Below are 21,835 nucleotides of genomic sequence, written 5' to 3'. Positions count from 1 at the left end.
GACGTCATGCAACACATCGCCCAAGGAAACCTGCTGCTGAGGCAGGGGAAGGTCCAGGAGGCTGTAGAGATTGGGACCTCACTGATCCAGGCCTACCCGGGCGATGCGCGTGTCTTCTACTTCCTCGCTGAAGCCTGTCGCGTCAAGGGAGATCTTGAGGCCGCCATCGTCTGGATCGATCAGGCCATCCAGGCGAGTCCGGACCCCCAGTTCAAGATCAAGAAGGCGTGGCTGCTGTCACGGCTTTTGCGCCGTGACGAGATCTTGCCGCTCGCGGACCAGATCGCCGCCCAGGCCGGCGGTGACCGGATGCTGCGCTGGCAGTTGGGCAAACTCTACTATCACCACAATTTCCTGCGAGAGGCTATCAGGCAGTACGAACAGGCGCTTGCCAGCGGACCCGACAACCCGAGCTGGCGGTACGACCTGGCTATTGCGCGCTTCTATGCGGGCGATGCGGACAATGCGGAAGCGGACCTCAACAGCGTGTTGCGGGCGTCCCCCCAGGCGGGAGCCGTCATTTATCTGCGCTCCACGCTGCGCCGTCAGCGGAAGGACCAGAACAACGTAGCCGATATCGAGTCGCGTCTGAAGTCGCCCTTCCGTTCCGCAGAAGACGAGGCCGGAGCCCTTTATGCGCTGGCGAAGGAGCAGGAGGACCTCGGCGAGCACGAGAAGGCGTTCGCCTCGTTGCTGGCGGGCGCGAAGAAGAAACGCAGCGCAATCCAGTACGATGCCACGGCTTTCAGCAGGATGACCGACGAGATCCGTGCTGCCCAGAACGCTGCCGCCATGGCAGTGCCGGTCGCTGGCCATGACGAAGAGGGGGCGATCTTCATCCTCGGCTTGCCGCGTACCGGCACCACGCTAGCGGAGCGCATCCTCCTGCAATCCGGGAAAGTGAAGGACGCCGGAGAGTTGATGGATTTCGGCTTCCATCTCACTGCCGGCGTCAAGCGGGTCTGCGCGAATGCGCCGGAGCTCTCGCCTGCAGATGCGACGATTAAAGTGGACTTTGCGGCGCTTGGCAGGGACTACATGCGTGGCGCACGGCAGATGGCAGGGGGCAGCGAACGTTTCATTGACAAGCTGCCAGCCAATTACTTGTATGGCGGGATGATCCACAAGGCGCTGCCCAAGGCCAAGATCATCCACTTGGTGCGCGATCCGTTGGATAGTTGCTATGCAATCTTCAAGACGCTGTTCTTCAATGCCTATGATTTTTCCTACGATCTGGACGAACTGGCGGATTACTACGTCGCCTATAGCCGCATGATGCAGCACTGGCATGAGGTCCTGCCGGGCGTGATCCTGGACGTGCGCTACGAGGACTTGGTTACCGATACGGAAGCACAGGCCAAGCGCATTTACGACTGGTGCGGGCTGGAATGGACGCCCGATGCGCTGAGCGTTCCCGACAGCAAAGCGGTATTCGCCACCGCCAGTGCCGCGCAAGTACGCGAACCGGTGCATACGCGCTCGATAAACAGTTCGCGCAGGCACGCTGAAGGCTTGGCGCCCCTGATCCGCAAGCTGACGGATGCGGGTTTCCTGAAAGCGTGAGTTGGCGGCACGTTCTACTTGCCATTGCTTGATGATCGAGAGAGTGATGTATTCCGTTACTGCCCATGCCGTTCAGGCCAATCTCCGACCCCACCCCCGCATCCGCAACGTCATCGCAGTCGGCTCCGGCAAGGGCGGAGTGGGAAAATCCACCACGGCGGTGAACCTGGCCCTGGCGCTGGCTGCCGACGGGGCGCGGGTAGGTGTGCTGGATGCCGACGTCTATGGGCCCAGCGTGCCGGCCATGCTGGGCCTGTCGGGGCGGCCGGATAGCCCGGACAACAAATCGATCGAGCCGATGCGGGCGTTCGGGGTGGAGGCCATGTCCATCGGGCTGCTGGTGGACCAGGACACCCCCATGATCTGGCGCGGGCCGATGGCCACGTCGGCGCTGATGCAGTTGTTCAATGACACCCTCTGGGGCGATCTGGACTATCTGCTGATCGACCTGCCGCCGGGTACCGGCGACATCCAGTTGACGCTGGCCCAGAAGATCCCGGTCGCGGGGGCCGTCATCGTGACCACGCCCCAGGACATCGCGACGCTGGACGCCAAGAAGGCGCTGAAGATGTTCGAGAAGGTCGAAGTGCCGGTGCTGGGCATCGTCGAGAACATGGCCGTCCACACCTGTTCGAACTGTGGCCACGTGGAGCACCTGTTCGGCCAGGGCGGGGGCGAGCGCATGGCGGCGCAGTACGGTGTGCCGCTGCTGGGGTCCTTGCCACTGGACATCACTATCCGCGAGCAGGGGGATGCGGGGCAGCCTGTCGTCGTGGCCGCACCGGATTCGGCTGCGGCACAGGCCTATCGGCAGACCGCGCGGGTGATGGCGGCGACGCTGGCGCTCAGGCCGCGGGCGACCGTGCCCATCGCCTCGTCGCTGGTCTAGCCGCCAGCCGAAGACGGCGGGCCGTGGCCCGCCCTACAATTCCCCGTCCGCCGCGCGCACCGGCTGCGCGGTCTACCGTTCCCCCAGACCAGGAATTGCATGAGCATCAAAAGCGACCGTTGGATCCGCCGCATGGCCGAACAGCAGGGCATGATCGAACCGTTCGAGCCGGGGCAGGTGAAGCAGGCCAACGGCGAGCGGATCGTCAGCTACGGCACTTCCAGCTACGGCTATGACGTGCGCTGCTCGCGCGAGTTCAAGGTGTTCACCAACATCAACTCCACCATCGTCGATCCCAAGCACTTCGACCCGAAGAGTTTCGTGGACATCGAAGCCGACGAGTGCATCATCCCGCCCAACAGCTTTGCGCTGGCGCGCACGGTGGAGTTCTTCCGCATCCCGCGCGACACGCTGGTGGTCTGTCTGGGCAAGAGCACGTACGCGCGCTGCGGCATCATCGTCAACGTCACCCCGCTGGAACCGGAATGGGAAGGCCACGTGACGCTGGAGTTCAGCAACACAACGCCCCTGCCGGCGCGCATCTACGCCAACGAAGGCGTGGCGCAGATGCTGTTCTTCCAGTCCGATGCCGACGACGTCTGCGAGACCAGCTACAAGGACCGTGGCGGCAAGTACCAGGGCCAGACCGGCGTGACGCTGCCGCGTACGTGACGCTACCTGTCTCATCAACGCAAGGAAGGGACCCATGCAGACTCCTCCGTCCTTGCCGGAGCACGATCCCTACCGTGCGCCGGCTGCGCATCTCGCACCACCATCTAGCGAGAACCATGAACTGGCGGATCGATGGGCACGACTGGCGGCAGTGCTGATAGACGCCGTCATCGCATTGGCCGTGACGCTGCCGCCCATGTTGATGACCGGTTACTGGCAGGAAGCCTTCGAGGCTGGCCAGTCCGGGGGCTTGGGTTCCATGCCGCTGGGGACGATGCTGCTGTGGGCCGTCATAGGTTTCGCGCTCTTCGCCGTGATTCAGGGCTATCCGCTTCATGACAGCGGGCAGACGTGGGGCAAGAAGCTGCTGTCGATCAGGATCGTGGATCTGGCAGGACGCAAGCCGCCGCTGGTTGACTTGTTGTTGAAGCGTTACCTGCCCACGCATGCCATCGTCAACATTCCCTGCGTGGGTGGCCTGTATGCCTTGGTTGATTCTCTGATGATCTTCCGCCAGGACCAGCGCTGCCTGCATGACCTGATTGCGGGGACGCGCGTGGTACGCGCGAACTAGCGACAAGACGGCGTGGGGATCAGTGCTCTGCGCCGGCCGCCATGCGAACGTCCGAAGGCGTCTTCAGCGCCACTCGCACTGCCAGTTTCAGCGCGCTGGTCACCGTCTCTACCGCCAGGCTGGGCGAGCCGGCGTGCGTGGTGGCCTGGGCGGGTGAATAGGGAATGTGGATGAAGCCGGCGCGCACGCCGCGCCGGTTCCGCAGCGCGTGCATCAATCCGTAGAACACGTGGTTGCAGACATAGGTGCCCGCCGTCTGCGATACCTCCGCAGGGAGGCCCGCGACGTGCAGGGCTTCGCGCATGGCCTTGATGGGCAGCGTCGAAAAGTAGGCTGCGGGACCGCCTTGGACGACCGGCAGGTCGACTGGTTGCTGGCCGAGATTGTCGGGAATCCGGGCGTCATCGACGTTGATGGCCACGCGTTCCAGTGACAGCTGCGCGCGACCGCCCGCTTGGCCCACGCAGATCACCAGGGTCGGCTGAGTTTCCTTCAAGGCGGCGCGCAACACCTTCAGGGAATCCCCGAAGGCGACAGGCAACTCGCGAGCCACCACACGGTGGCCCACGATGCGCACGCCGTGCAGTGCCGACACAGCCTGCCAGCTGGGATTGACCTGTTCCCCGCCGAAGGCCTGGAAGCCGGTCAGCAGGATGGTGCGGGTGGTAGTCATGTCAAAGCTCGGGAAAACGTCGCATCAACGGAAACATAGCCAGGCCATCAGCAGCACGTTGGTGCCCATCAGCCATAGTCCGGTGGCGGCCTGGGCGCGGATCACGCCGTATTGGTCGTCCAGCCCCAGCAGCACCGCCGGCACGATGTTGAAGTTGGCGGCCATGGGCGTCAGCAGCGTGCCGCAATAGCCGGTCAGCATGCCGATCGCCCCCAGGATGGCCGGGTCGGCACCGTGCCGTTGCACCAGCAGCGGCAGGCCGATGCCGGCCATCATCACCGGGAACGCGGCAAACGCGTTGCCCATGATCACCGTGAACACCACCATCCCGAGCGCGAAGGCCAGCAGGCAGGCCATGCGGCTTTCGGCGGGAATCACCATCGAGACCAGCGACGCCACCGCTTCGCCCACGCCACTGGCCGCGAACACGCCGCCCAGGGTCGCCAGTACGAGCGGCAGCAGCGCCGCCCAACCCAGCGTGTCCAGCAGCCGCCGGCCTTCGTCCGCGGCCCGCAACGGGCGCTGGCGCGTCGCCACCACCGCCGCGAGCGTGGAGACCGTGCAGGCCAATGCCAGCCCGGTCAGCGTGAGGCCGGCGGAAGCGAACAGCGGCGTTCCGCCGAGCGATACATGCGGCCCGGCCAGCACCACCAAGATGGTCAGCGCGGGTATCAGCAGCGCAGGCAGGAACAGGCGATGTCCCAGCCGCAACGCGGAGGCGAGGCGCTGGGCTTCGGGCGCTTCATCCTGCGGTTCCCGGCGCATGCGCGTGGCCAGCAGGGCGAGCGCGATGACCGCGGCGCCGGCCAACTGCGCGGGTAGCGGGTCGCCGGCCTTGCTGGCGCGCAGCACGTGCCCGCCGCCCGCGAACAGCAGCGAGATCAGGCCCCAGAACGCGGCGTGCGCATACCGGTGCTGGCGGAGGTTCCGCCACCCTGCGTAGGCCAGGAAGGCCGCCAGCAGCAGGTAGAACTGGTCAATCGACAGCATCGCTGCGCTCCTTCGGCACGGCATGGCGATCCAGCCGGCGCTGGAACAGCACGATGCGCACCGCGTGGATGACGAACGCGGCAATCGCCGTCGGCAGCGCCCAGAGCGCTATCTGCAGTGGCTCCAGCGCGATGCCGTGCTGCGCATAGAAGCCCTGGATCAGCAGCACCGCGCCGAAGGCCAGGAACACGTCTTCGCCGAAGAACCGACCGATGTTGTCGGTGGCGGCGGCCATCGCATGCACGCGTTGCGCTTCCTCGCGCTGCAGGGGCGCACGGGTCTTTTCCGCGGCCGATTCGGCCATGGGGGCCAGCAGCGGGCGCACGGTCTGCGCATGGCCGGCGATGTCGATCAGCCCCACCATGCTGAGTCCCTGGCGCACCAGCAGGTAGCCCGCCAGCAGTCGCGACAGCGTCAGTCCGCGCAACTGCGCGATCCAGCGCAGCGCATGCTCGCGCAGGCCGGCGCGTTCCAGCAGTCCGATGGTGGGCAGGGTCAGCGCGAACATCAGCAGCGCGCGATTGGAGACGAAACTTTCCCCCAGCAAGGCCAGCAGTTCGGGAATCGACTTGCCGGCCGCTACGCCGCTGACCAAGCCCGCACCGACCACCACGATCACCGGGTTGAAGCGCAGCACGAAGCCAGCGACCACCACCGCAATGCCCAGCAATGGCCAGTAGTTCATGCGCGGCGCTCCATGCTGCGCACCGCGAAACCGGCCGCCTCGATGGCCTCGCGCAGCGCACGCGCGAAGGCCGCGGCATCGGCGCGGTCGCCATGCAGGCAGATGCTGTCGGCGCGCAGGGTTACGGCAGGTCCGGTGCGGGATGCCACTTCGCCCTCCCGCAACATCCGCGTGACCTGCGCCACCGACGCTTCGACGGAAGGCAGGCAGGCATCGGCGTGGGTGCGCGGTGTCAGGCTGCCATCGGATTCGTAGCGGCGCTCGGCGAAGGCTTCATGCGCCACCTTCAGGCCCAGTCTTTCGCCGGCGGCAGTGAGCGCGCTGCCGGAAAGTCCGTACAGCACCAGGCCAGGATCGTGGTCGCACACGGCTTGCGCGATGGCGTCTGCGAGCGACCTCTCCTGCGCTGCCTGGTTGTAGAGCGCGCCATGCGGCTTGACGTGGTGCAGACGTCCGCCGGCCGCGCGCACGAAGCCATCCAGTGCCGCGATCTGGTACAGGGTGAGCGCATACGCGGCGGCGGGTTCGATCGCGTGCGGAATGCGGCCGAAGTTGTCGCGATCCGCATGCGACGGGTGCGCGCCGATCGCGACGCCGCTCGCCAGGCACAGCGCCACTGTCCGTTGCATGGTGTCCGGCGACCCGGCATGGAAGCCGCAGGCGATGCTGGCCGAACTGATGAAGGGCAGGAGCGCGGCGTCATCCCCGCAGTTCTCGCCCAGGTCGCAGTTGAAATCGATGTCGCGCGTTGCGTGCATGCGTCGAGCGTACCCCAGGCTTACAGGCGTTGTGCCATGGCCAGCCGCAATCGCGCCAGCCGGTGCTGATGGCCGAGCGACAGCGCGCGGGCTTGCCGCAGGTCGATGGGTTCGAAGTGGACGGATTCGCCGGGACGCAGCTGCGCCGCCCGGCCCAGGTCGCAGGCAATCACATGGCCCAGGCGCGGGTAACCGCCCACCGTCTGTGCATCCGCAAGCAGCAGGATCGGCTGCCCGTCGGGAGGAAGCTGCAGCGTGCCCACCGCCACCGGCTCGGAGACGCCACTGCCGTCCTGCGCTTCAAGCGGTGTCCCGTCCAGTCGAAGTCCCTGCCGGTTGCTGTTGGGGTGGACGCGCCAGCGCTGCGTGCCGAGCGCAGACGCTGCCGCGTGATGCAACGGGACATAGCGCAGCACGTGCCGATCCGCGGTCCAAGGATCATCCGGATCGATCCACCAGGCGGGAAACCGCGGCTGCGTGGCGGCACCGGCGCTGCTCCCGGCCGGCAGCAGATCGCCGGCTCGCAGGGCACGTCCTTCATGACCACCGAAGCCGCCACGCAGGTCGGTGCTACGGCTGCCCAATACGGGTGCGACATCCATGCCGCCGGTCATCGCCAGCCAAGCGCGAGCGCCGTCGCGCACCGCACCCAGTTTCAGTTCTCCGGACGGCAGGTGGATCGGCCGTCCCATCGGCAAGGGCAGGTCGTTCCACGAGGCCTGCACGCGTGCGCCCACCAGTGCGATGAGGGAGGGTCGGGGCAGGCGAAGGCGTGGTCCCTGCAGCACGATCTCCAGCCCGGCACAGGATTCCGCATTGCCGACCAGCCGGTTGGCCAGCGCCAGCGCGGACGGATCAAGCGCGCCGGCGCGCGCCACGCCCAGGTGACGCCAGCCGGTGCGGCCCTGGTCCTGCACGGTGGTCTGCAGACCCGGCGACAGCACTTCCCAGCGGCTCATGCGTTGCCTGCCAGTGCGACGAAGGCTTGCGCATCGATAGGCACGAAGCGGATTTCATCACCCGGCAGCAGCAGCGAAGGCACGTCGCGCTGTGCATCGAACAACACCAGCGGCGTACGCCCGAGCAGGCGCCAGCCGCCGGGGCTCGCATGTGGATAGATGCCGGTCTGCGCGCCGCCCACCGCCACGGAGCCAGCCGGCACCCGTGCACGCGGTGTTGCCAGTCGCGGCAGTGCGAGCCCGGGATCAAGTCCCAGCAGGTAGGGGAATCCCGGCGCGAATCCGATCATCGCGACGCGATAATGCGGTGCGCTGTGGCGCGCGATCAGCTCGGCTTCCTCCAACCCGAGTTCACGTGCAGCCGTCGCGAGGTCCTCGCCGAAGCCAGCGCCGTAGCACACCGGGATCTCGTGGAGCGTGGCTGTCGCGTTCTCGAGCGGCGTCGGCAGTTCCGCCCAACCGACCATCGCTTTCGCGACAACGTCATGGGGATCGTCGCCCGACATGCACGTGCTGTCGAAAAATACGCCAAGGCTGGCATAGGCCGGCACCAGGTCGCGCAGCCATACGGGTGCGAGGTGGCGCAGGTGACGGGCCAGGGCGTGCACGCGCTGGTTGGTGTCGTCATCGATGCCGTCGCCGAAGCGCACCAGCAGGGCGTCGTCGCCCAGCGGTTCAATGCGGGGACCGCTCATCGCAGCCGCTGCTGCCAGCTCGCGACTTCATCGGCCAACTCACCGGGCGTGTGCCGGACCATCGCGCCGCTGCCCCATACCGCTCCCGGCCAGGCCGCATCGCCGTCATGCCGTCCGACCAGGTGGACGTGCAGTTGCCGCACGATGTTGCCGAGCGCGCCGATGTTGAGTTTCTGCACGCCGTCCTGCGCGCGGATCAGGTTGCCCGCCTGGTTGATCTCCGCCAGCAGCAGGCGCTGCTGGCCGCCGTCCAGGTCCAGCCATTCGCTGACGGCGGCGACGCGCGGCACCAGCACGAGCCAGGGGAAACGCGTGTCATCCATCAGGCGGACTTGCGACAACGGGCCTTCGGCGACGAAAACACTGTCGGCGGCCAATCGCGGGTCGAGGACGAAGTCGCTCATGAAAGATGGGTCCTGAAGAAATCGAGCGTGCGCTGGCGCGCGATCTGTGCACTGGCAGGATCATAGTCGGCCCGCAGGTCGCAGTTGAACCCGTGTCCAGCGGGATAGGTATGCACCGCCATCTGCGGAAGGGCGTCGCGATGCGCCTGCACCATGGCTGGCGGGATGGAAGCATCCTGTTCGCCGAAGTGGAACATCACCGCCGCCTGCGGCGTCTCACCCAGGAACGGCAGGTTGCGCGCGCCGTAATAGCAGACCGACGGCAGGCCCAGCCGCAGCGCGGCGAGCAGCGCGACGGTGCCGCCCCAGCAATAGCCCACGGCGCCGACCCTGCCGTGGCCCGCCAGCGCATCAGCCGCGGCGCGGGTGATGTCCGACGCGCGTTCCAGACCCAACGCAGTGATCAGGACCTTCCCGCGCGCGATGCCGTCGGCGTCGTAGTCCAGTTCCACGCCGTGCTCGACCGGGTCGAAGTAGGCTGGCGCCAGCGCGACGTAACCCTCGCGCGCAAATCCTTCGGCCACGGTGCGGATATGCGGATTGACGCCGAAGATTTCCTGCACCACGACCAGCGCGCCGCGCGGCGCGCCCTCGGGATCGGCCCGCCAGGCGTGGATGCGGCCGTGTGGGGATTCGAAAGGCAGCCACTGGCCCATGCGTGGGGTCCGTTCGTGAAGGCGTGACAGTGTAGGCGCCACCGGGTAGGGCGGTGTGCAGGGAGCACCGCCTGAACGGTCCGGCCAGGCCTACCGATGCCAGGGGGCTATAATCCGCGGCCCCGTACACGCCGCCGCCGTACTCCCCATGTCCCTGCAGAACCCCAAAGTGGGCTTCGTCAGCCTCGGCTGCCCGAAAGCCCTGGTCGATTCCGAACGCATCCTCACCCAGCTCCGTGTGGAGGGATACGACATCGTGCCGACCTACGACGCGGCCGACGTGGTGGTGGTGAACACCTGCGGCTTCATCGATTCGGCCGTGGCGGAATCGCTCGACGCCATCGGCGAGGCGATGAACGAGAACGGCAAGGTCATCGTCACCGGCTGCCTGGGCAAGCGCCCGGAGCAGATCCGCGAGCAGTATCCGGACGTGTTGTCGATCAGTGGTCCGCAGGACTACCAGAGCGTGATGGAGGCGCTGCACGCGGCGCTGCCGCCCAAGCACGACCCCTTCGTCGACCTGGTCCCGGACTACGGCGTCAAGCTGACGCCGCGGCACTATGCGTACCTGAAGATTTCAGAGGGTTGCAATCACCGCTGCAGCTTCTGCATCATCCCGTCGATGCGCGGCGACCTGGTGTCGCGACCGATCGACGATGTGCTGCGCGAGGCCGAGCGGCTGGTGCGAGGCGGGGTGAAGGAACTGCTGGTGGTGTCGCAGGATACTTCGGCTTATGGCGTGGACGTGAAGTACGCCGAGCGCGAGTGGCGCGGCAAGGCGTACCAGACGCGCATGAAGGCACTGTGCGAAGGGCTGGGCGAACTCGATGCCTGGGTGCGCATGCACTATGTCTACCCGTATCCGCACGTGGACGACGTTGTCCCGCTGATGGCCGAAGGCAAGGTGCTGCCGTACCTGGACATCCCGTTCCAGCACGCCAGCCCGCGCATCCTCAAGCTGATGAAGCGCCCCGGCGCCGTCGACAAGACGCTGGAGCGCGTGAAGCGCTGGCGCGCGATCTGCCCGGACATCACCCTGCGATCGACCTTCATCGTCGGCTTCCCGGGCGAGACCGACCAGGAATTCGAGGAGCTTCTGCAGTTCCTCGACGAGGCGCAGCTGGACCGCGTCGGTGCGTTCGCCTATTCGCCGGTCGAAGGTGCGGCCGCGAACCTGCTGCCGGATCCGGTGCCGGAAGAGGTCAAGCAGGAACGCCTGGCGCGTTTCATGGAGAAGCAGGCGGAAATCTCCGCCGCGCGTCTCGAAGCCAAGATCGGCACGGTGCAGCAGTGCCTGGTGGACCTGATCGAGGACGACATCGCCGTAGCGCGTTCGAAGGCCGATGCGCCGGAGATCGATGGGCTGGTGCACATCCAGAATGGCGGCGAGCTGGGTCTGCGCGTCGGCCAATTTGTCGACGTGGAGATCACCGAGAGCGACGAGCACGACCTGATCGGCGACGCCATCGTCGGCACCGCGGGCGCCGCACTCGACCTCCAGGTGCTGTGACGGCGCCGATCGCCGGAATCCGCGCTGGCGATGGCCGGCGTCGTTTCATCGCGCCCTTGCGGGGACAGGTAGAGGCCGGGTGTTTCCGGCATCCCGTGTTCGACGGCTACGGCGACTACCTGGACCTGCTTACCGCCGCACGGTGGCCGGACATCGAAACCCTCAATGCGCGCATGCCAGCGTCCGGGCCGCACTTCGTGAGGCAGGACGCGACGTTGCTCGCCGACGGGCTGCACTACGAAGCGCGCATCGCCCAAGGGCGCATCGCCACGCGGCCGGAGAACTGGCACGACCTGTTCAACGCGATGGTCTGGATGCGTCACCTGGCCCTTAAGCACGCCCTCAACCAGCAGCAATGCCGACACATCGCACGGATGGGAACGAGCGAGCGCAGTCCGGCCCAACAGGCCCTGACCCAGTTCGATGAAGCCGGCGTTATCGTGCAGGTGCGCGACCCGGTGCTGCTGGATCTTTGGGATCGACACGACTGGGTGGCGCTGTTCCATGCGAATGCCGGACGCTGGCGCAACGGCGGCATAGCGGTGGCTGCCGTGGCCGGGCATGCGCTCATGGAGCAGATGTTGATGCCGGGACGGCTGCTGGTCGGCAAGTGTCTGGTGGTGCAGGGCGATCCGGCCGACTGTGTCGCGCGCGTGGTCGAAGCGATTTCCGCCGGGGCGGCCCTCGCCACGCCTGCGGAGCTGCGCCCGCTGCCGCTGGCCGGTATCCCGGGGTGGCACGCAGGACAGAGTGAAGCGTTCTATGCGCAGGCAGACTACTTCCGGCCGCTGCGAGAGGGTCGCGTCTACCCGCAGCCGCTGTGAGGATCAACCCGCGTAGCTGACGTCCACCAGCACGAAGCGGGTGATGCCGCCCGGCAGCTCCACGGGAAATTCGTCATCGATGCGCTTCTTCAGCAGCGCACGTGCCATCGGCGAGTCGATGCTGATCCAGCCGCGCGCCGCGTCGGTCTCGTCGGGGCCGACGATGCGGTAGCGCGAGGTTTCGCCGCTGGCTACGTTTTCCAGTTCGACAGTGGCGCCGAAGAACACGGCTTCGGGATCGCTTGGCGCGGTATCAACCACGCGCAGCGCTTCCAGTCGTTTGCTCAGGTAGCGCACGCGACGGTCGATCTCGCCGAGCTGCTTCTTCCGGTAGGTGTACTCGGCGTTCTCGGAGCGATCACCTTCCGCCGCTGCCGCCGCGAGGGCCTTGACCACTTCCGGTCGCCGCACGCGCCAGAGATCGTCCAGCTCGGCCTTCAGCCGGTCGTGGCCTTCGCGGGTGATCAGGGCGGTGCTTCTCTCACCCGGTGGGCGCCAGCGCGACATCGTCAGTCGTTCCCGCGGTCGTTCGTCGCACGGCGCAACGTGCGGCCGCGTGGGTCTTCGACCGGTTCGATGCAGCTGCCGATGGTCAGCACCAGCAGATCATCGTCATGGATGGCGAATTCGAGTGGCCGCGCCGCGTGGCCATCGGGCATGAGTTGCACGCACGTCCCGTTCCACATCACCGACCATTGCCCCGTCCGAAGCGGTGCTGCCTGCAGATCATCCTGGCAATGCCCCTGCAGGGTGTAGCGTCCGTCGGCCTGAAGATCCAGCAGTGCATCATGCGAGATGCAGGCGGCGTCCGGCACCGTGCCGAAGAACCAGCCCGTGAAGGTCGCCGGCGTCGGGTTCGCGGCGGATGCCACCATCGGCAGCACGCATGCCAGTGCGGCAGGCAACCCTTTCGTCGGCATGATCAGCGTTTGCCGCCGAAGATGCTGCCCAGAATGCCGCGCACGATCTGGTTGCCCAGTCTGGTGCCGATGGTGCGGGTGGTCTGCTTGGCCATCGTCTCGATCATGCCCTGGCGGCGCTTGGTACCGAACACCGCATCTTTCACCGTCTGGCCGAAGCCGCCGGCATCCGGATCGTCCTGCTCGGTCTTCGCGGCGGGCGCATTAGCGGTTTCCATCGCCGATTCCGCGCGTTTGGCCAGCATTTCGGCAGCGGATTCGCGGTCGATGGCGGTGTCGTACTTGCCGCCCACGGGACTGCCGTTGCGAACCTGCTGGCGCTCGGCCTCGCTGATCGCACCCATGCGGCAGCGCGGCGGCGATACCATCGTCTGCTGCACGGGCGAGGGGATACCCTTGTCCTGCAGCGTCGAAACCAGCGCTTCGCCCGTGCCCAGTTTCGAGATGGCCTGCGCCACGTCCAGCTTCGGGTTCGGCACGAACGTTTCCGCAGCGGTCTTTACGGCTTTCTGGTCGCGCGGGGTGAAGGCGCGCAATGCATGCTGCACGCGGTTGCCCAGCTGGCCCAGGATGTTGTCGGGTACGTCGTCGGGGAACTGCGAACAGAAGTACACGCCTACGCCCTTCGAGCGGATCAGGCGCACGACCTGTTCGATGCGTTGCTGCAGGGCGGCCGGCGCATCGTCGAACAGCAGATGTGCCTCGTCGAAGACGAACACCAGCTTGGGCTTGTCCAGGTCGCCGACTTCGGGCAGCGTCTCGAACAGCTCGGACAGCAGCCACAGCAGGAAGCTGGAATACAGGCGCGGCTTCATGATCAGCTGGTCCGCGGCCAGGATGCCGATCACGCCGCGGCCGTCGGTGTTCGTGCGCATCAGGTCGGCCAGTTCCAGCGCCGGCTCGCCGAAGAACATCTCGCCGCCCTCCTGCTCCAGCCGCAGCAGCGCGCGCTGGATCGCGCCCACCGACTGCGTGCTGACCAGGCCGTAGCTGGTGGAAATGTCCTTGCGCTCGGCCGCGACCAGGCCGAGCAGCGCGCGCAGGTCTTCCAGGTCGAGCAGCAGCAGGCCGCGGTCATCGGCCAGCTTGAACACGATGTCGAGCACGCCGCTCTGGGTGTCGTTCAGTTCCAGGATGCGCGAGAGCAGGGTGGGGCCCATCTCGCTGACGGTGGTGCGGACCGGGTGGCCGAGCTTGCCGTACAGGTCCCAGAAGATCACCGGATTCGCCCCGGGCGCGTAGTCGGCGATGCCGATATCCCTCGCGCGCTGCATGACACGTTCGCTGCCATCGCCGGCGGAGGCCAGGCCGGCCACGTCGCCCTTCACGTCGGCCATGAACACCGGCACGCCCATCCGCGAGAAGCCTTCGGCCAGCGTCATCAGTGTGACCGTCTTGCCGGTGCCGGTGGCGCCGGCCACCAGACCGTGGCGATTGCCGAACTTCGGTTGCAGCGTGACCGGAATGTCGTCCGTGACGCCCTTGCCCAGCAGGATGGGATCCATGTTCAACCTCGCGTGATGATGCCCGGATTCTAGCGGCTGGATGCTGCATCCGGGGAAACGTTCCATGACGCGCGACCTTGCCCGGGATGCATGGCGGGGGCTACCCTCCCGACTCACACTCTGGATGCTCACCGATGTCGTTTGCGGTTCCTGCCTGTCTGCGCCACTGGCCCGTTGCGGTCGCCCTCTCCCTGCTGCTGGTCTCGCCTGTTTCACTGGCCCAACGGGTGTCCGCGCGTGACCGCGCTGCTGCGGAGGCGCTCGAGCAGCGCATGGCCGCCGCCGAGAAGCGCTACCGCGATGGCCTGGTGCTGGTGGCCAACAGCGATCCGCGTGGCGCAACGGAGAGCGATGCTGCGCTGGAGGACATGGAAGACGTGCTGGACGCCTGCATCAGGCAGCGCGGCTGCCAGGTGCCTACCTTGCTGGCAACGTACAAACGCCTGCTCAAGGGCAACGCCGACGCGCAGGGTGAAGATGATGCGGGCGAGGGCGACGCGATCGATGGGCTGGACGACGGCACCGACCACGCCATCGCAGCGAGCGCCCCGGTACCGGAGACGGCCCGCACCGCGGCGCTGCTCAACGATCAGCGGCACGCATTCGATCGCATGGTGGAGTACAACCCGGCGGTCCAGGCAGGCATCCGCCGCTGGCTGACCGACATGCGCCCGGCGTTGATCGACAGCTTCGAGAATTACCAGAACATGCGCTCGGACCTGTACCCCGCATGGGAGCGCAGCGGCCTGCCGGAAGCATTGCTGTTCGGCATCATGGCGAAGGAATCCAACGGCCGCGTGCATTCCACCTCGCGCGCGGGTGCAGCGGGGCCGATGCAGTTCATGTTCCACACCGGCGCGCGTTTCGGGCTGGGCCGCGATGCCAGCGGTTTCGATACGCGTTATGACCCGTATGCCTCCGGGCAGGCCAGCGCGGCCTACATGAACGAGCGCATGCGAGGACTGAACAACAACATCGAACTGGCGTTGGCGGCCTACAACGGTGGTGAAGGCCGTGCGGCGCGCGTCTATCGCGAGAACCCCGGCCTCGGCTTCTGGGATGACGTGGTCTACCGGCAATTCCCGGGCGAGACGCGCGACTACGTGCCGATGGTGATCGCGGCGGCGTGGCTGTTCCTGCACCCGCGCCAGTACGGGCTGGAATTCCCGAAGGTCACCGCGCAACCTGCGCCCCTGAAGCTGGCGCGCGACGCATCCATCTACGAGCTGACCATTTGCCTGGGCAACGGCGGCACGCGTGAGGGCTACATGCGCACGCTGCGCAACCTCAATCCGCGGTACCAAGCGGAAAGCTGGATCCCGGCTGGCACCACGTTGAAGGCCAATACGCGGATCGTCGGCCTCTATAACCGCTATTGCGTCAGCGGCCCGCGCGCCGAGCTGGCCCGCACGCTGGTCAATGCGGATCCTGCTGCGGCGATCCGGAGCGCGCTGCCAACCGGCAGTGTAGCGGTCGGTGACGTGACGCCGGTGGCGGGCGTACCGACCACGGTCGCAACCGGTGAACCCCAGGCGGCAGAACCCAAGAAAGAGCAGACGCGAGAGTATCGTGTCGCCAAGGGCGATACGCTGGGCCGTATCTCGCAGCGCTTCCAGTGCGACCTCAAGAAGCTGGCGCGCGCGAACAAATTGAAGGCTCCGGCGTACTCAGTGCGTCCGGGGCAGGAATTGAAATTGGAGAGTTGCAGGAAGTAATACCGCATTCCGGGACCGCGGCGGCAAACACCCCTTTCGAGCATTGGCGAAGCATCGGGTCGCGTTGCCTACGGATGGTCCGATCCCGGGAAGCGGTCTTTCATCTGATAGCGCCCCCGCGGCGCGTAAACGCCTGTACGTAAATGGATGAACCGATCGCGACGGCGTACATACGCGACGCGGCGTCCCAAAAATGTGCACACGCGCGCATTCGCCGGAGAGTGGCGGGAGTACACAGGCATTGCTGACTCGTCAGCGCTTCCATCACAAGGAGATAGTCATGTCTATCAAGACGTTCTTGCTTTCGTCTGCGTGTGCGGCTGCTTTGGTGCTTGGATTCTCATTCACCTCGAAGGCCGACGATCCGTGTACCGAATGCTGGCTGGCATGCGATCAGTCCTACAGGATCTGCATGCAGGGTGGGCAATACACGCCCGCGCAGTGTCGAACCAGCCTGAATACATGCCGCTTCATCACGTGCGGCAACTGCGAAGTCCCCTGATCCGAGACGACACGCCGCGGGGCCATCCCCGCGGCTTCGGGAGATGCCTGTGAACATGAAAAGGATGCTTCCCCTCATCGTGGTGGTGGCGGCACTTCTGGTGGGATTGGGGGGCGGCCGCGTCTACAGCGCACACAAACTGGCAAAATCGAACGATCTCGTCGTCACCCGTGGCGACTATGCTCTCTACCTCCCGCGCCCAGGGCAGGTCGCGTTCTATTCCCTCGGGGCCTGCGGCGGCTGCGAGAAGACCCGGAAGTTGCTTCGCGAGCTGGGCGTGGATTACGTGGAGCGGCCTGCGGATACGTCGACGGCGCATCGCCAGGAGTTGCACCGTCTCGGCGCGAAACGGGTTCCCGTCATCGTCACGACCAACGCCAAGCTGGAAGGGTACGACCGAGGCCGGATGATCGGGTTGCTGGAAGAGCAGGGGTACCTCAGCCCTGCTGGCCGTTAGCGAGCCGCGCGTGCTCCGGCGGCGATGCCGGGCTCACTCGATGCGCATCGCGAGTCGCTGACCGAGCCGTACCGGTGATTCCGCCTTGATGCCAGGCGCCAATTCCGCTACCCCCGGCGGCAGCAGCACGATCACCGTCGAGCCATAGTTGAAGCGCGCCATCTCCGCGAACCGCTCCAGCGTGATGCCCTTGCCCCGGTAATCCTTGCGCGTGATCGCGGTGCCGTAGGCAGGAATCTCTTCGCCGCTCCAAACCGTTTCCACACCCGAGACGAGCAGCGCGCCCACCATCACCGACACCATCGGACCGAAGTCGGTGTCGAAATGGCAGACCAGGCGCTCGTTGCGCGCGAACAGTCGCGGCACGTTGGCCACCGCGTCGGTGCCGACGCTGAAAAGGCGCCCTGGCACGTGCACGGTCTCGCGGAGCGTGCCGGTCCACGGCATGTGCACGCGGTGGTAATCGCGAGGCGACAGGTACACCGTGGCGAACAGGCCGTTGCGGAAGGGTTCGGCAGCAGCGGCATCGCCCAGCAGTTCCGCCGCGGTGAACGACTGTCCCTTGGCCTGGAAGATGCGCCCGTCCTCGATGGGGCCACACTGGCTGATGTGGCCGTCGGCCGGCATCAGCAGCGCGCGCGGATCGGCGTCGGCCTCGCGTGCGCCGGCCTTCAGCGCGCGGGTGAAGAAGGCATTGAAGCTGGGGTAGGAACGCGGATCAGGATTCGCGGCCTCGCCGAGGTCGACGTTGAACTTCTTCGTCACCGTATCGATCAGCCAGCGGCTGGTGCCCGGGGAGGTGGAATACGCCAGCCGCCGCGCGAGCGACGACAGGAAGCGGTGCGGCAGGACGTAGGTCAGCGAGGTCAGTAGGCTCATTTTGCCGAGGCCTCGGTCAGCGCGCGCATGTCCGCGGCGATTGCCTTCGGCTGGAATGGCGGGCGGATCAGGCCGGCTAGGCGGCCTTGCGGGTCCAGCACGCCGATCGCCGAGGAGTGGTCCATGCTGTAGTCGTTGGGGTTCTGCTCGAAGCCGTCACCGGGCACTTTCATGAAGACGAAACCCAACGATTTGGCGAAGTTCTCCAGCGTCGGGACGTCGGCCGTCGCCGCCATCGTGTCGGGATGGAAGGCGTGGGCGTACTCGCCGATGCGGGTGGGCGTGTCGCGCTCGGGATCGACCGACACGAACAGCACGCGCGGGCGGGTGGAGTCGGGCAGGTCCTTCCACTGGGCCTGCGCCTGGGCGAGTTCGGCCAGCGTGGTCGGGCAGACGTCCGGGCAGAACGTGAAGCCCAGGAATACCAGTGTCCAATGGCCTTTCAGTTCGCCGTCGGCCAGTTGGGTGCCGTCCGACTGGCGCAGCGAGAAGGGCGGCAGCGGACGCGCCTGCGGGAACAGGGTCACCGTCTGCGTGGCCGGCCATTGGGTGGCGGGCGTGACCGGGCCGAAGAACTTCTGTGCGGCCAGCAGGCCCAGGCCGGCGGCGAGCGCCAGGATGAGGATGAGGCCGATCTTCTTGTTGAACATGTGGTGGGGTTCCCACGAGGAGGAGGGCGCAGCCGGTGGGCCGGGGCCGCATGGGCGCGGCGTGAAGGCGGCCATGATACCGGGGCAGCCCCTATAATCGGCGGCCTTCGCCGTTCCGGCGTCTTCACAAGCCTTGCCATGACCGCCGACGTCGCCGCCGAACTGCACACCATCATCGATCTGATCCGTTACGGCGCCAGCCGTTTCAATGCCGCCGGCCTGACCTTCGGCCATAGCTACGACAACGCGCTGGACGAGGCCTCGCACCTGGTGCTGCACACGCTGCACCTGCCGCCGGACCTGGGCCCGGCGTACGGCCAGGCGCGCGTCACCAGCGCGGAAAAGGCACAGGTGCTGGCGCTGGTCGAGCGTCGCGTCAACGAGCGCATCCCGGTCGCCTACCTGACCGGCGAGGCCTGGTTCGCCGGGCTCAGCTTCAAGAGCGATGCGCGTGCGCTGGTGCCGCGTTCGCCGATCGCCGAACTGATCGAGGCCGGTTTCGAGCCCTGGCTGGGTGGTCGCGAGGTCAATCGCGCGCTGGACCTGTGCACCGGTTCGGGCTGCATCGCCATCGCGATGGGTCACTACAACCCCGACTGGCAGGTCGACGGCGTCGACATCAGCGACGACGCGCTGGCGCTGTCGGCCGAGAACAAGGCCCGCCTGCTGGCCGACAACGTGCAGTTCCTCAAGTCGGACCTGTTCGCCGGGCTTACCGGCAAGCACTACGACCTGATCGTCACCAATCCGCCCTACGTCACCAACGACGAGACCGATGCGCTGCCGAAGGAATACTCCTTCGAGCCCGAACTCGGCCTGCGCGCCGGCGACGATGGCCTGGACCTGGTGTTGAAGATCCTGCGCGACGCGCCGCTGCACCTGAGCCAGGACGGTCTGCTGATCTGCGAAGTGGGCGAGTCCGAACGCGCACTGGTCAAGTTGCTGCCGGACGTCGAATTCGCCTGGATCGAGTTCAAGGTGGGGCAGATGGGCATCTTCGCCGTCGAGTGCGCCGAGCTGATCCGCCACAACGCCCGCATCACTGAACTCGCCGCCGCGCGAAAATAAGGCCGCACGCCTCGCGCGAACGTCCGCAGCGGTTGCGCCTGCAACCGTCGCGGCCGGCGTTGGCGCACTGCACAATAGGGTGGCCGGTATGCGATGCTTCAACGCCCGGCACCGGTGGTTCCATCCGCGGAGCGGCGCTTGAGCAGCAACAGTTTCGGAAAACTTCTCATGGTCACCACGTTCGGCGAATCGCACGGGCCGGCGATCGGCTGCGTGGTCGACGGCTGCCCGCCGGGGCTGGAGATCGCACCCGAGGAGTTCCGTCACGACCTGGAGCGTCGAGCCACCGGCAAGTCGCGGCACACCTCTGCGCGCCGCGAGGCCGATGAGGTCGAGATCCTCAGCGGCGTGTACGAGGGTCGCACCACTGGCACGCCGATCGCGCTGCTGGTCCGCAACACGGACCAGCGCAGCAAGGATTACGCCGACATCGCGCGGCAGTTCCGTCCCGGCCATGCCGATTACACCTACTGGCAGAAGTACGGCATCCGCGACCCGCGCGGTGGCGGGCGTTCGTCCGCTCGTGAAACCACGATGCGTGTGGCGGCTGGCGTGATTGCCAAGAAATGGCTGCAGCAGCGGCATGGCGTGACCGTGCGCGGTTACCTGTCGCAGCTTGGCCCGATCACGCCGGAAGGCTTCGACTGGGGTGCGGTGGAAGACAACCCGTTCTTCTGGCCGCATGCCGCGCAGGTACCGTCGCTGGAAACCTACATGGATGCGCTGCGCAAGTCGGGCGATTCCATCGGCGCACGCGTCAATGTCGTCGCCGACGGCGTGCCCGCCGGTTGGGGCGAGCCGATCTACGGCAAGCTCGATGGCGACCTCGCCGCTGCGCTGATGAGCATCAATGCAGTGAAGGGCGTGGAGATCGGCGACGGCTTCGCGGCGGTCACCCAGAAGGGCACCGAACACCGCGACCTGATGACGCCGGAGGGCTTCCTGTCCAACCATGCCGGCGGCATTCTCGGCGGCATTTCCACCGGCCAGCAGGTTACCGCCTCCATCGTGCTGAAGCCGACGTCCAGCCTGCGCCTGCCGGGCGCGACGGTGGATGTGGACGGCAACACCGTGGACGTCATCACCACGGGTCGCCACGACCCGTGCGTGGGCATCCGCGCCACGCCGATTGCCGAGGCGATGATGGCGCTGGTGCTGATGGACCAGGCGTTGCGCCATCGCGCGCAATGCGGCGACGTGGGCGATGTGCCGCCGTACGTTCCCGGCAGCGTCGATGGCTGAGCCGCGGCCGCGCGTCTGGGTGTCGCAGCCGTTGTTCGACGACATCGTCGGACGGCTGGCGGCGCATTTCGACGTGCGATCGACGAGCCATGTCACCGAATACACACCGCAGGCCATCGCCGATGCGCTGCGCGGCATCGCGGGCGCGCTCATCACGCTGAATGAGCGGATCGGCGCGGAGGAAATCGCCGCTGCCTCGTCGCTGCGCGCCATCGCCAATGTCGGCGTGGGCTACAACAACCTTGACGTCGATGCGCTGACACGGGCTGGCATCGTTGCGACCAATACTCCGGATGTGTTGACCGAGACCACGGCCGACTTCGGCTTCGCGCTGCTGATGGCCACCGCGCGACGCATCACCGAAGCCGAACGCTGGCTGCGTGAAGGACAGTGGCAGCAATGGTCGTTCGGCACGCTGCTCGGCGCCGACCTGCACGGCAGCACGCTGGGCATCGTCGGCATGGGTCGGATCGGGCAGGGCATCGCCCGCCGTGCGCGCGGGTTCGACATGCGCGTGCTGTACCACAACCGCAGCCGCCTTCCGGACACGGTGGAGCGGGAATGCGGTGCGAGCTACGCCAGCTTCGACGACGTGTTCGCTCAGGCCGACCATGTGGTGCTGGTGTTGCCGTACTCACCGCAGGTCCATCACCTGGTCGATGCCGCGGCGCTGGCGAAGATGAAGTCCACCGCCACGCTGGTGAACATCGCGCGCGGTGGCATCGTCGACGAAGCCGCGCTCGCCGATGCGCTGGCGAACGGCCGCCTGGCTGCAGCCGGCCTGGATGTCTACGAGGGCGAACCCGCCGTGCGGCCCGAATTGCTCGCGCTGCGCAACGTGGTGCTGACCCCGCATATCGCCAGCGCCAGCCTCGCCACGCGCCGCGCGATGGTTTCGCTGGCGGTGGACAACCTGATTGCCGCGCTCGGCGAAGGTCCGGATGCGGGCAATCCGCCGTCGCCGGTCAATCCGGATGCGCTGGCTGCCGCCTCGACCATCAAAACCACCATCGCCAAACGACAGGGAGCCTGAGGCACGCCCGCA

The 21,835-nt window shown here is 66.6% G+C and carries 24 protein-coding genes; 11 read left to right on the top strand and 13 right to left on the bottom strand.

Features of this window, described 5'->3' with window-relative positions; all coding sequences use genetic code 11:
- Positions 1 to 6: 6 nt before the first annotated feature.
- The 4 genes from FB548_RS08160 to FB548_RS08145 all read left to right on the top strand — a co-directional run bounded on the left by FB548_RS08160 (position 7) and on the right by FB548_RS08145 (position 3,698).
- Positions 7 to 1,563: a sulfotransferase gene (locus FB548_RS08160; protein WP_185742031.1), complete on the top strand. Its 1,557-nt coding sequence runs from the start codon at positions 7 to 9 to the stop codon at positions 1,561 to 1,563.
- A gap of 46 nt (positions 1,564 to 1,609) precedes the next feature.
- Positions 1,610 to 2,452, top strand: coding sequence for an iron-sulfur cluster carrier protein ApbC (gene apbC, locus FB548_RS08155; RefSeq protein WP_142124286.1), 843 nt, complete (start codon positions 1,610 to 1,612; stop codon positions 2,450 to 2,452).
- 99 nt (positions 2,453 to 2,551) lie between these two features.
- Positions 2,552 to 3,124 carry a dCTP deaminase gene (gene dcd / locus FB548_RS08150; RefSeq protein WP_093299617.1) on the top strand — a complete coding sequence of 191 codons (573 nt, stop codon included), beginning with the start codon at positions 2,552 to 2,554 and terminating at the stop codon, positions 3,122 to 3,124.
- A gap of 34 nt (positions 3,125 to 3,158) precedes the next feature.
- Positions 3,159 to 3,698 carry an RDD family protein gene (locus tag FB548_RS08145; protein WP_255470431.1) on the top strand — a complete coding sequence of 180 codons (540 nt, stop codon included), beginning with the start codon at positions 3,159 to 3,161 and terminating at the stop codon, positions 3,696 to 3,698.
- 19 nt (positions 3,699 to 3,717) lie between these two features.
- On the opposite strand, the gene pcp is transcribed toward FB548_RS08145, so the two are convergent.
- Genes pcp through FB548_RS08105 form a run of 8 tightly spaced genes read right to left on the bottom strand, consistent with a single transcriptional unit; the run spans position 3,718 to position 9,518 of the window.
- Positions 3,718 to 4,371: a pyroglutamyl-peptidase I gene (gene pcp, locus FB548_RS08140; RefSeq protein WP_142124285.1), complete on the bottom strand. Its 654-nt coding sequence runs from the start codon at positions 4,369 to 4,371 to the stop codon at positions 3,718 to 3,720.
- A gap of 24 nt (positions 4,372 to 4,395) precedes the next feature.
- The gene (locus FB548_RS08135; protein WP_142124284.1) at positions 4,396 to 5,361 is read right to left on the bottom strand and encodes a DUF979 family protein; all 966 of its coding nucleotides are present in this window, start codon (positions 5,359 to 5,361) and stop codon (positions 4,396 to 4,398) included.
- Positions 5,348 to 6,046, bottom strand: coding sequence for a DUF969 domain-containing protein (locus FB548_RS08130; protein WP_142124283.1), 699 nt, complete (start codon positions 6,044 to 6,046; stop codon positions 5,348 to 5,350). The genes FB548_RS08135 and FB548_RS08130 overlap by 14 nt, the downstream gene beginning before the upstream one ends.
- Positions 6,043 to 6,804, bottom strand: a complete 762-nt coding sequence (locus FB548_RS08125) for a 5-oxoprolinase subunit PxpA (RefSeq protein WP_142124282.1) — start codon at positions 6,802 to 6,804, stop codon at positions 6,043 to 6,045. The genes FB548_RS08130 and FB548_RS08125 overlap by 4 nt, the downstream gene beginning before the upstream one ends.
- Positions 6,805 to 6,824: 20 nt before the next feature.
- On the bottom strand, positions 6,825 to 7,763 hold the full coding sequence (locus FB548_RS08120; protein ID WP_142124281.1) for a biotin-dependent carboxyltransferase family protein: 939 nt from the start codon (positions 7,761 to 7,763) through the stop codon (positions 6,825 to 6,827).
- The gene (gene pxpB / locus FB548_RS08115) at positions 7,760 to 8,458 is read right to left on the bottom strand and encodes a 5-oxoprolinase subunit PxpB (RefSeq protein WP_142124280.1); all 699 of its coding nucleotides are present in this window, start codon (positions 8,456 to 8,458) and stop codon (positions 7,760 to 7,762) included. Before pxpB ends, FB548_RS08120 begins: the two co-directional genes overlap by 4 nt.
- A complete protein-coding gene (locus FB548_RS08110) occupies positions 8,455 to 8,862 on the bottom strand; it encodes an HIT family protein (RefSeq protein WP_142124279.1) in 408 nt (135 codons plus the stop codon). The genes pxpB and FB548_RS08110 overlap by 4 nt, the downstream gene beginning before the upstream one ends.
- Positions 8,859 to 9,518: a dienelactone hydrolase family protein gene (locus tag FB548_RS08105; protein WP_142124278.1), complete on the bottom strand. Its 660-nt coding sequence runs from the start codon at positions 9,516 to 9,518 to the stop codon at positions 8,859 to 8,861. The genes FB548_RS08110 and FB548_RS08105 overlap by 4 nt, the downstream gene beginning before the upstream one ends.
- Positions 9,519 to 9,666: 148 nt before the next feature.
- Between FB548_RS08105 and rimO the strand changes: the two genes are divergently transcribed.
- Together rimO and FB548_RS08095 are read left to right on the top strand one after the other, a co-directional pair.
- On the top strand, positions 9,667 to 11,028 hold the full coding sequence (gene rimO, locus FB548_RS08100) for a 30S ribosomal protein S12 methylthiotransferase RimO (RefSeq protein WP_142124277.1): 1,362 nt from the start codon (positions 9,667 to 9,669) through the stop codon (positions 11,026 to 11,028).
- Complete coding sequence (locus tag FB548_RS08095; protein WP_142124276.1) at positions 11,025 to 11,852, top strand: DUF3025 domain-containing protein; 828 nt, start codon at positions 11,025 to 11,027, stop codon at positions 11,850 to 11,852. Before rimO ends, FB548_RS08095 begins: the two co-directional genes overlap by 4 nt.
- Before the next feature lie 3 nt (positions 11,853 to 11,855).
- Here the strand turns inward: FB548_RS08095 and greB are convergent, their stop codons facing one another.
- The 3 genes from greB to FB548_RS08080 are packed head-to-tail and all read right to left on the bottom strand — an operon-like array spanning position 11,856 to position 14,277.
- On the bottom strand, positions 11,856 to 12,359 hold the full coding sequence (gene greB, locus FB548_RS08090) for a transcription elongation factor GreB (RefSeq protein WP_142124275.1): 504 nt from the start codon (positions 12,357 to 12,359) through the stop codon (positions 11,856 to 11,858).
- A gap of 2 nt (positions 12,360 to 12,361) precedes the next feature.
- Positions 12,362 to 12,772 carry a copper resistance protein NlpE N-terminal domain-containing protein gene (locus tag FB548_RS08085; RefSeq protein ID WP_142124274.1) on the bottom strand — a complete coding sequence of 137 codons (411 nt, stop codon included), beginning with the start codon at positions 12,770 to 12,772 and terminating at the stop codon, positions 12,362 to 12,364.
- 2 nt (positions 12,773 to 12,774) lie between these two features.
- On the bottom strand, positions 12,775 to 14,277 hold the full coding sequence (locus FB548_RS08080; RefSeq protein ID WP_142124273.1) for a helicase HerA-like domain-containing protein: 1,503 nt from the start codon (positions 14,275 to 14,277) through the stop codon (positions 12,775 to 12,777).
- 134 nt (positions 14,278 to 14,411) lie between these two features.
- Between FB548_RS08080 and FB548_RS08075 the strand changes: the two genes are divergently transcribed.
- Complete coding sequence (locus FB548_RS08075) at positions 14,412 to 15,992, top strand: transglycosylase SLT domain-containing protein (RefSeq protein WP_142124272.1); 1,581 nt, start codon at positions 14,412 to 14,414, stop codon at positions 15,990 to 15,992.
- 566 nt (positions 15,993 to 16,558) lie between these two features.
- Complete coding sequence (locus tag FB548_RS08070) at positions 16,559 to 16,951, top strand: glutaredoxin family protein (RefSeq protein ID WP_185742030.1); 393 nt, start codon at positions 16,559 to 16,561, stop codon at positions 16,949 to 16,951.
- 33 nt (positions 16,952 to 16,984) lie between these two features.
- Here the strand turns inward: FB548_RS08070 and asd are convergent, their stop codons facing one another.
- The gene (gene asd / locus FB548_RS08065) at positions 16,985 to 17,830 is read right to left on the bottom strand and encodes an archaetidylserine decarboxylase (RefSeq protein ID WP_142124270.1); all 846 of its coding nucleotides are present in this window, start codon (positions 17,828 to 17,830) and stop codon (positions 16,985 to 16,987) included.
- Positions 17,827 to 18,480 (bottom strand): SCO family protein, encoded by a 654-nt coding sequence (locus FB548_RS08060; RefSeq protein ID WP_142124269.1) that lies wholly within the window; start codon positions 18,478 to 18,480, stop codon positions 17,827 to 17,829. The genes asd and FB548_RS08060 overlap by 4 nt, the downstream gene beginning before the upstream one ends.
- 138 nt (positions 18,481 to 18,618) lie before the next feature.
- On the opposite strand from FB548_RS08060, the gene prmB reads away from it, so the two are divergent.
- The 3 genes from prmB to FB548_RS08045 all read left to right on the top strand — a co-directional run bounded on the left by prmB (position 18,619) and on the right by FB548_RS08045 (position 21,823).
- Positions 18,619 to 19,548 carry a 50S ribosomal protein L3 N(5)-glutamine methyltransferase gene (prmB, locus tag FB548_RS08055; RefSeq protein WP_142124268.1) on the top strand — a complete coding sequence of 310 codons (930 nt, stop codon included), beginning with the start codon at positions 18,619 to 18,621 and terminating at the stop codon, positions 19,546 to 19,548.
- Between the two features lie 138 nt (positions 19,549 to 19,686).
- A complete protein-coding gene (gene aroC, locus FB548_RS08050) occupies positions 19,687 to 20,790 on the top strand; it encodes a chorismate synthase (protein WP_142124267.1) in 1,104 nt (367 codons plus the stop codon).
- Positions 20,783 to 21,823 (top strand): D-glycerate dehydrogenase, encoded by a 1,041-nt coding sequence (locus tag FB548_RS08045; RefSeq protein WP_142124266.1) that lies wholly within the window; start codon positions 20,783 to 20,785, stop codon positions 21,821 to 21,823. The genes aroC and FB548_RS08045 overlap by 8 nt, the downstream gene beginning before the upstream one ends.
- Positions 21,824 to 21,835: the final 12 nt, after the last annotated feature.

Source organism: Pseudoxanthomonas sp. 3HH-4 (genome assembly GCF_006716465.1).
Classification (GTDB): Bacteria; Pseudomonadota; Gammaproteobacteria; order Xanthomonadales; family Xanthomonadaceae; genus Pseudoxanthomonas_A.
Note: the sequence above shows the minus strand (reverse complement) of the source record. Positions and strands in the feature narration are given on the sequence as shown.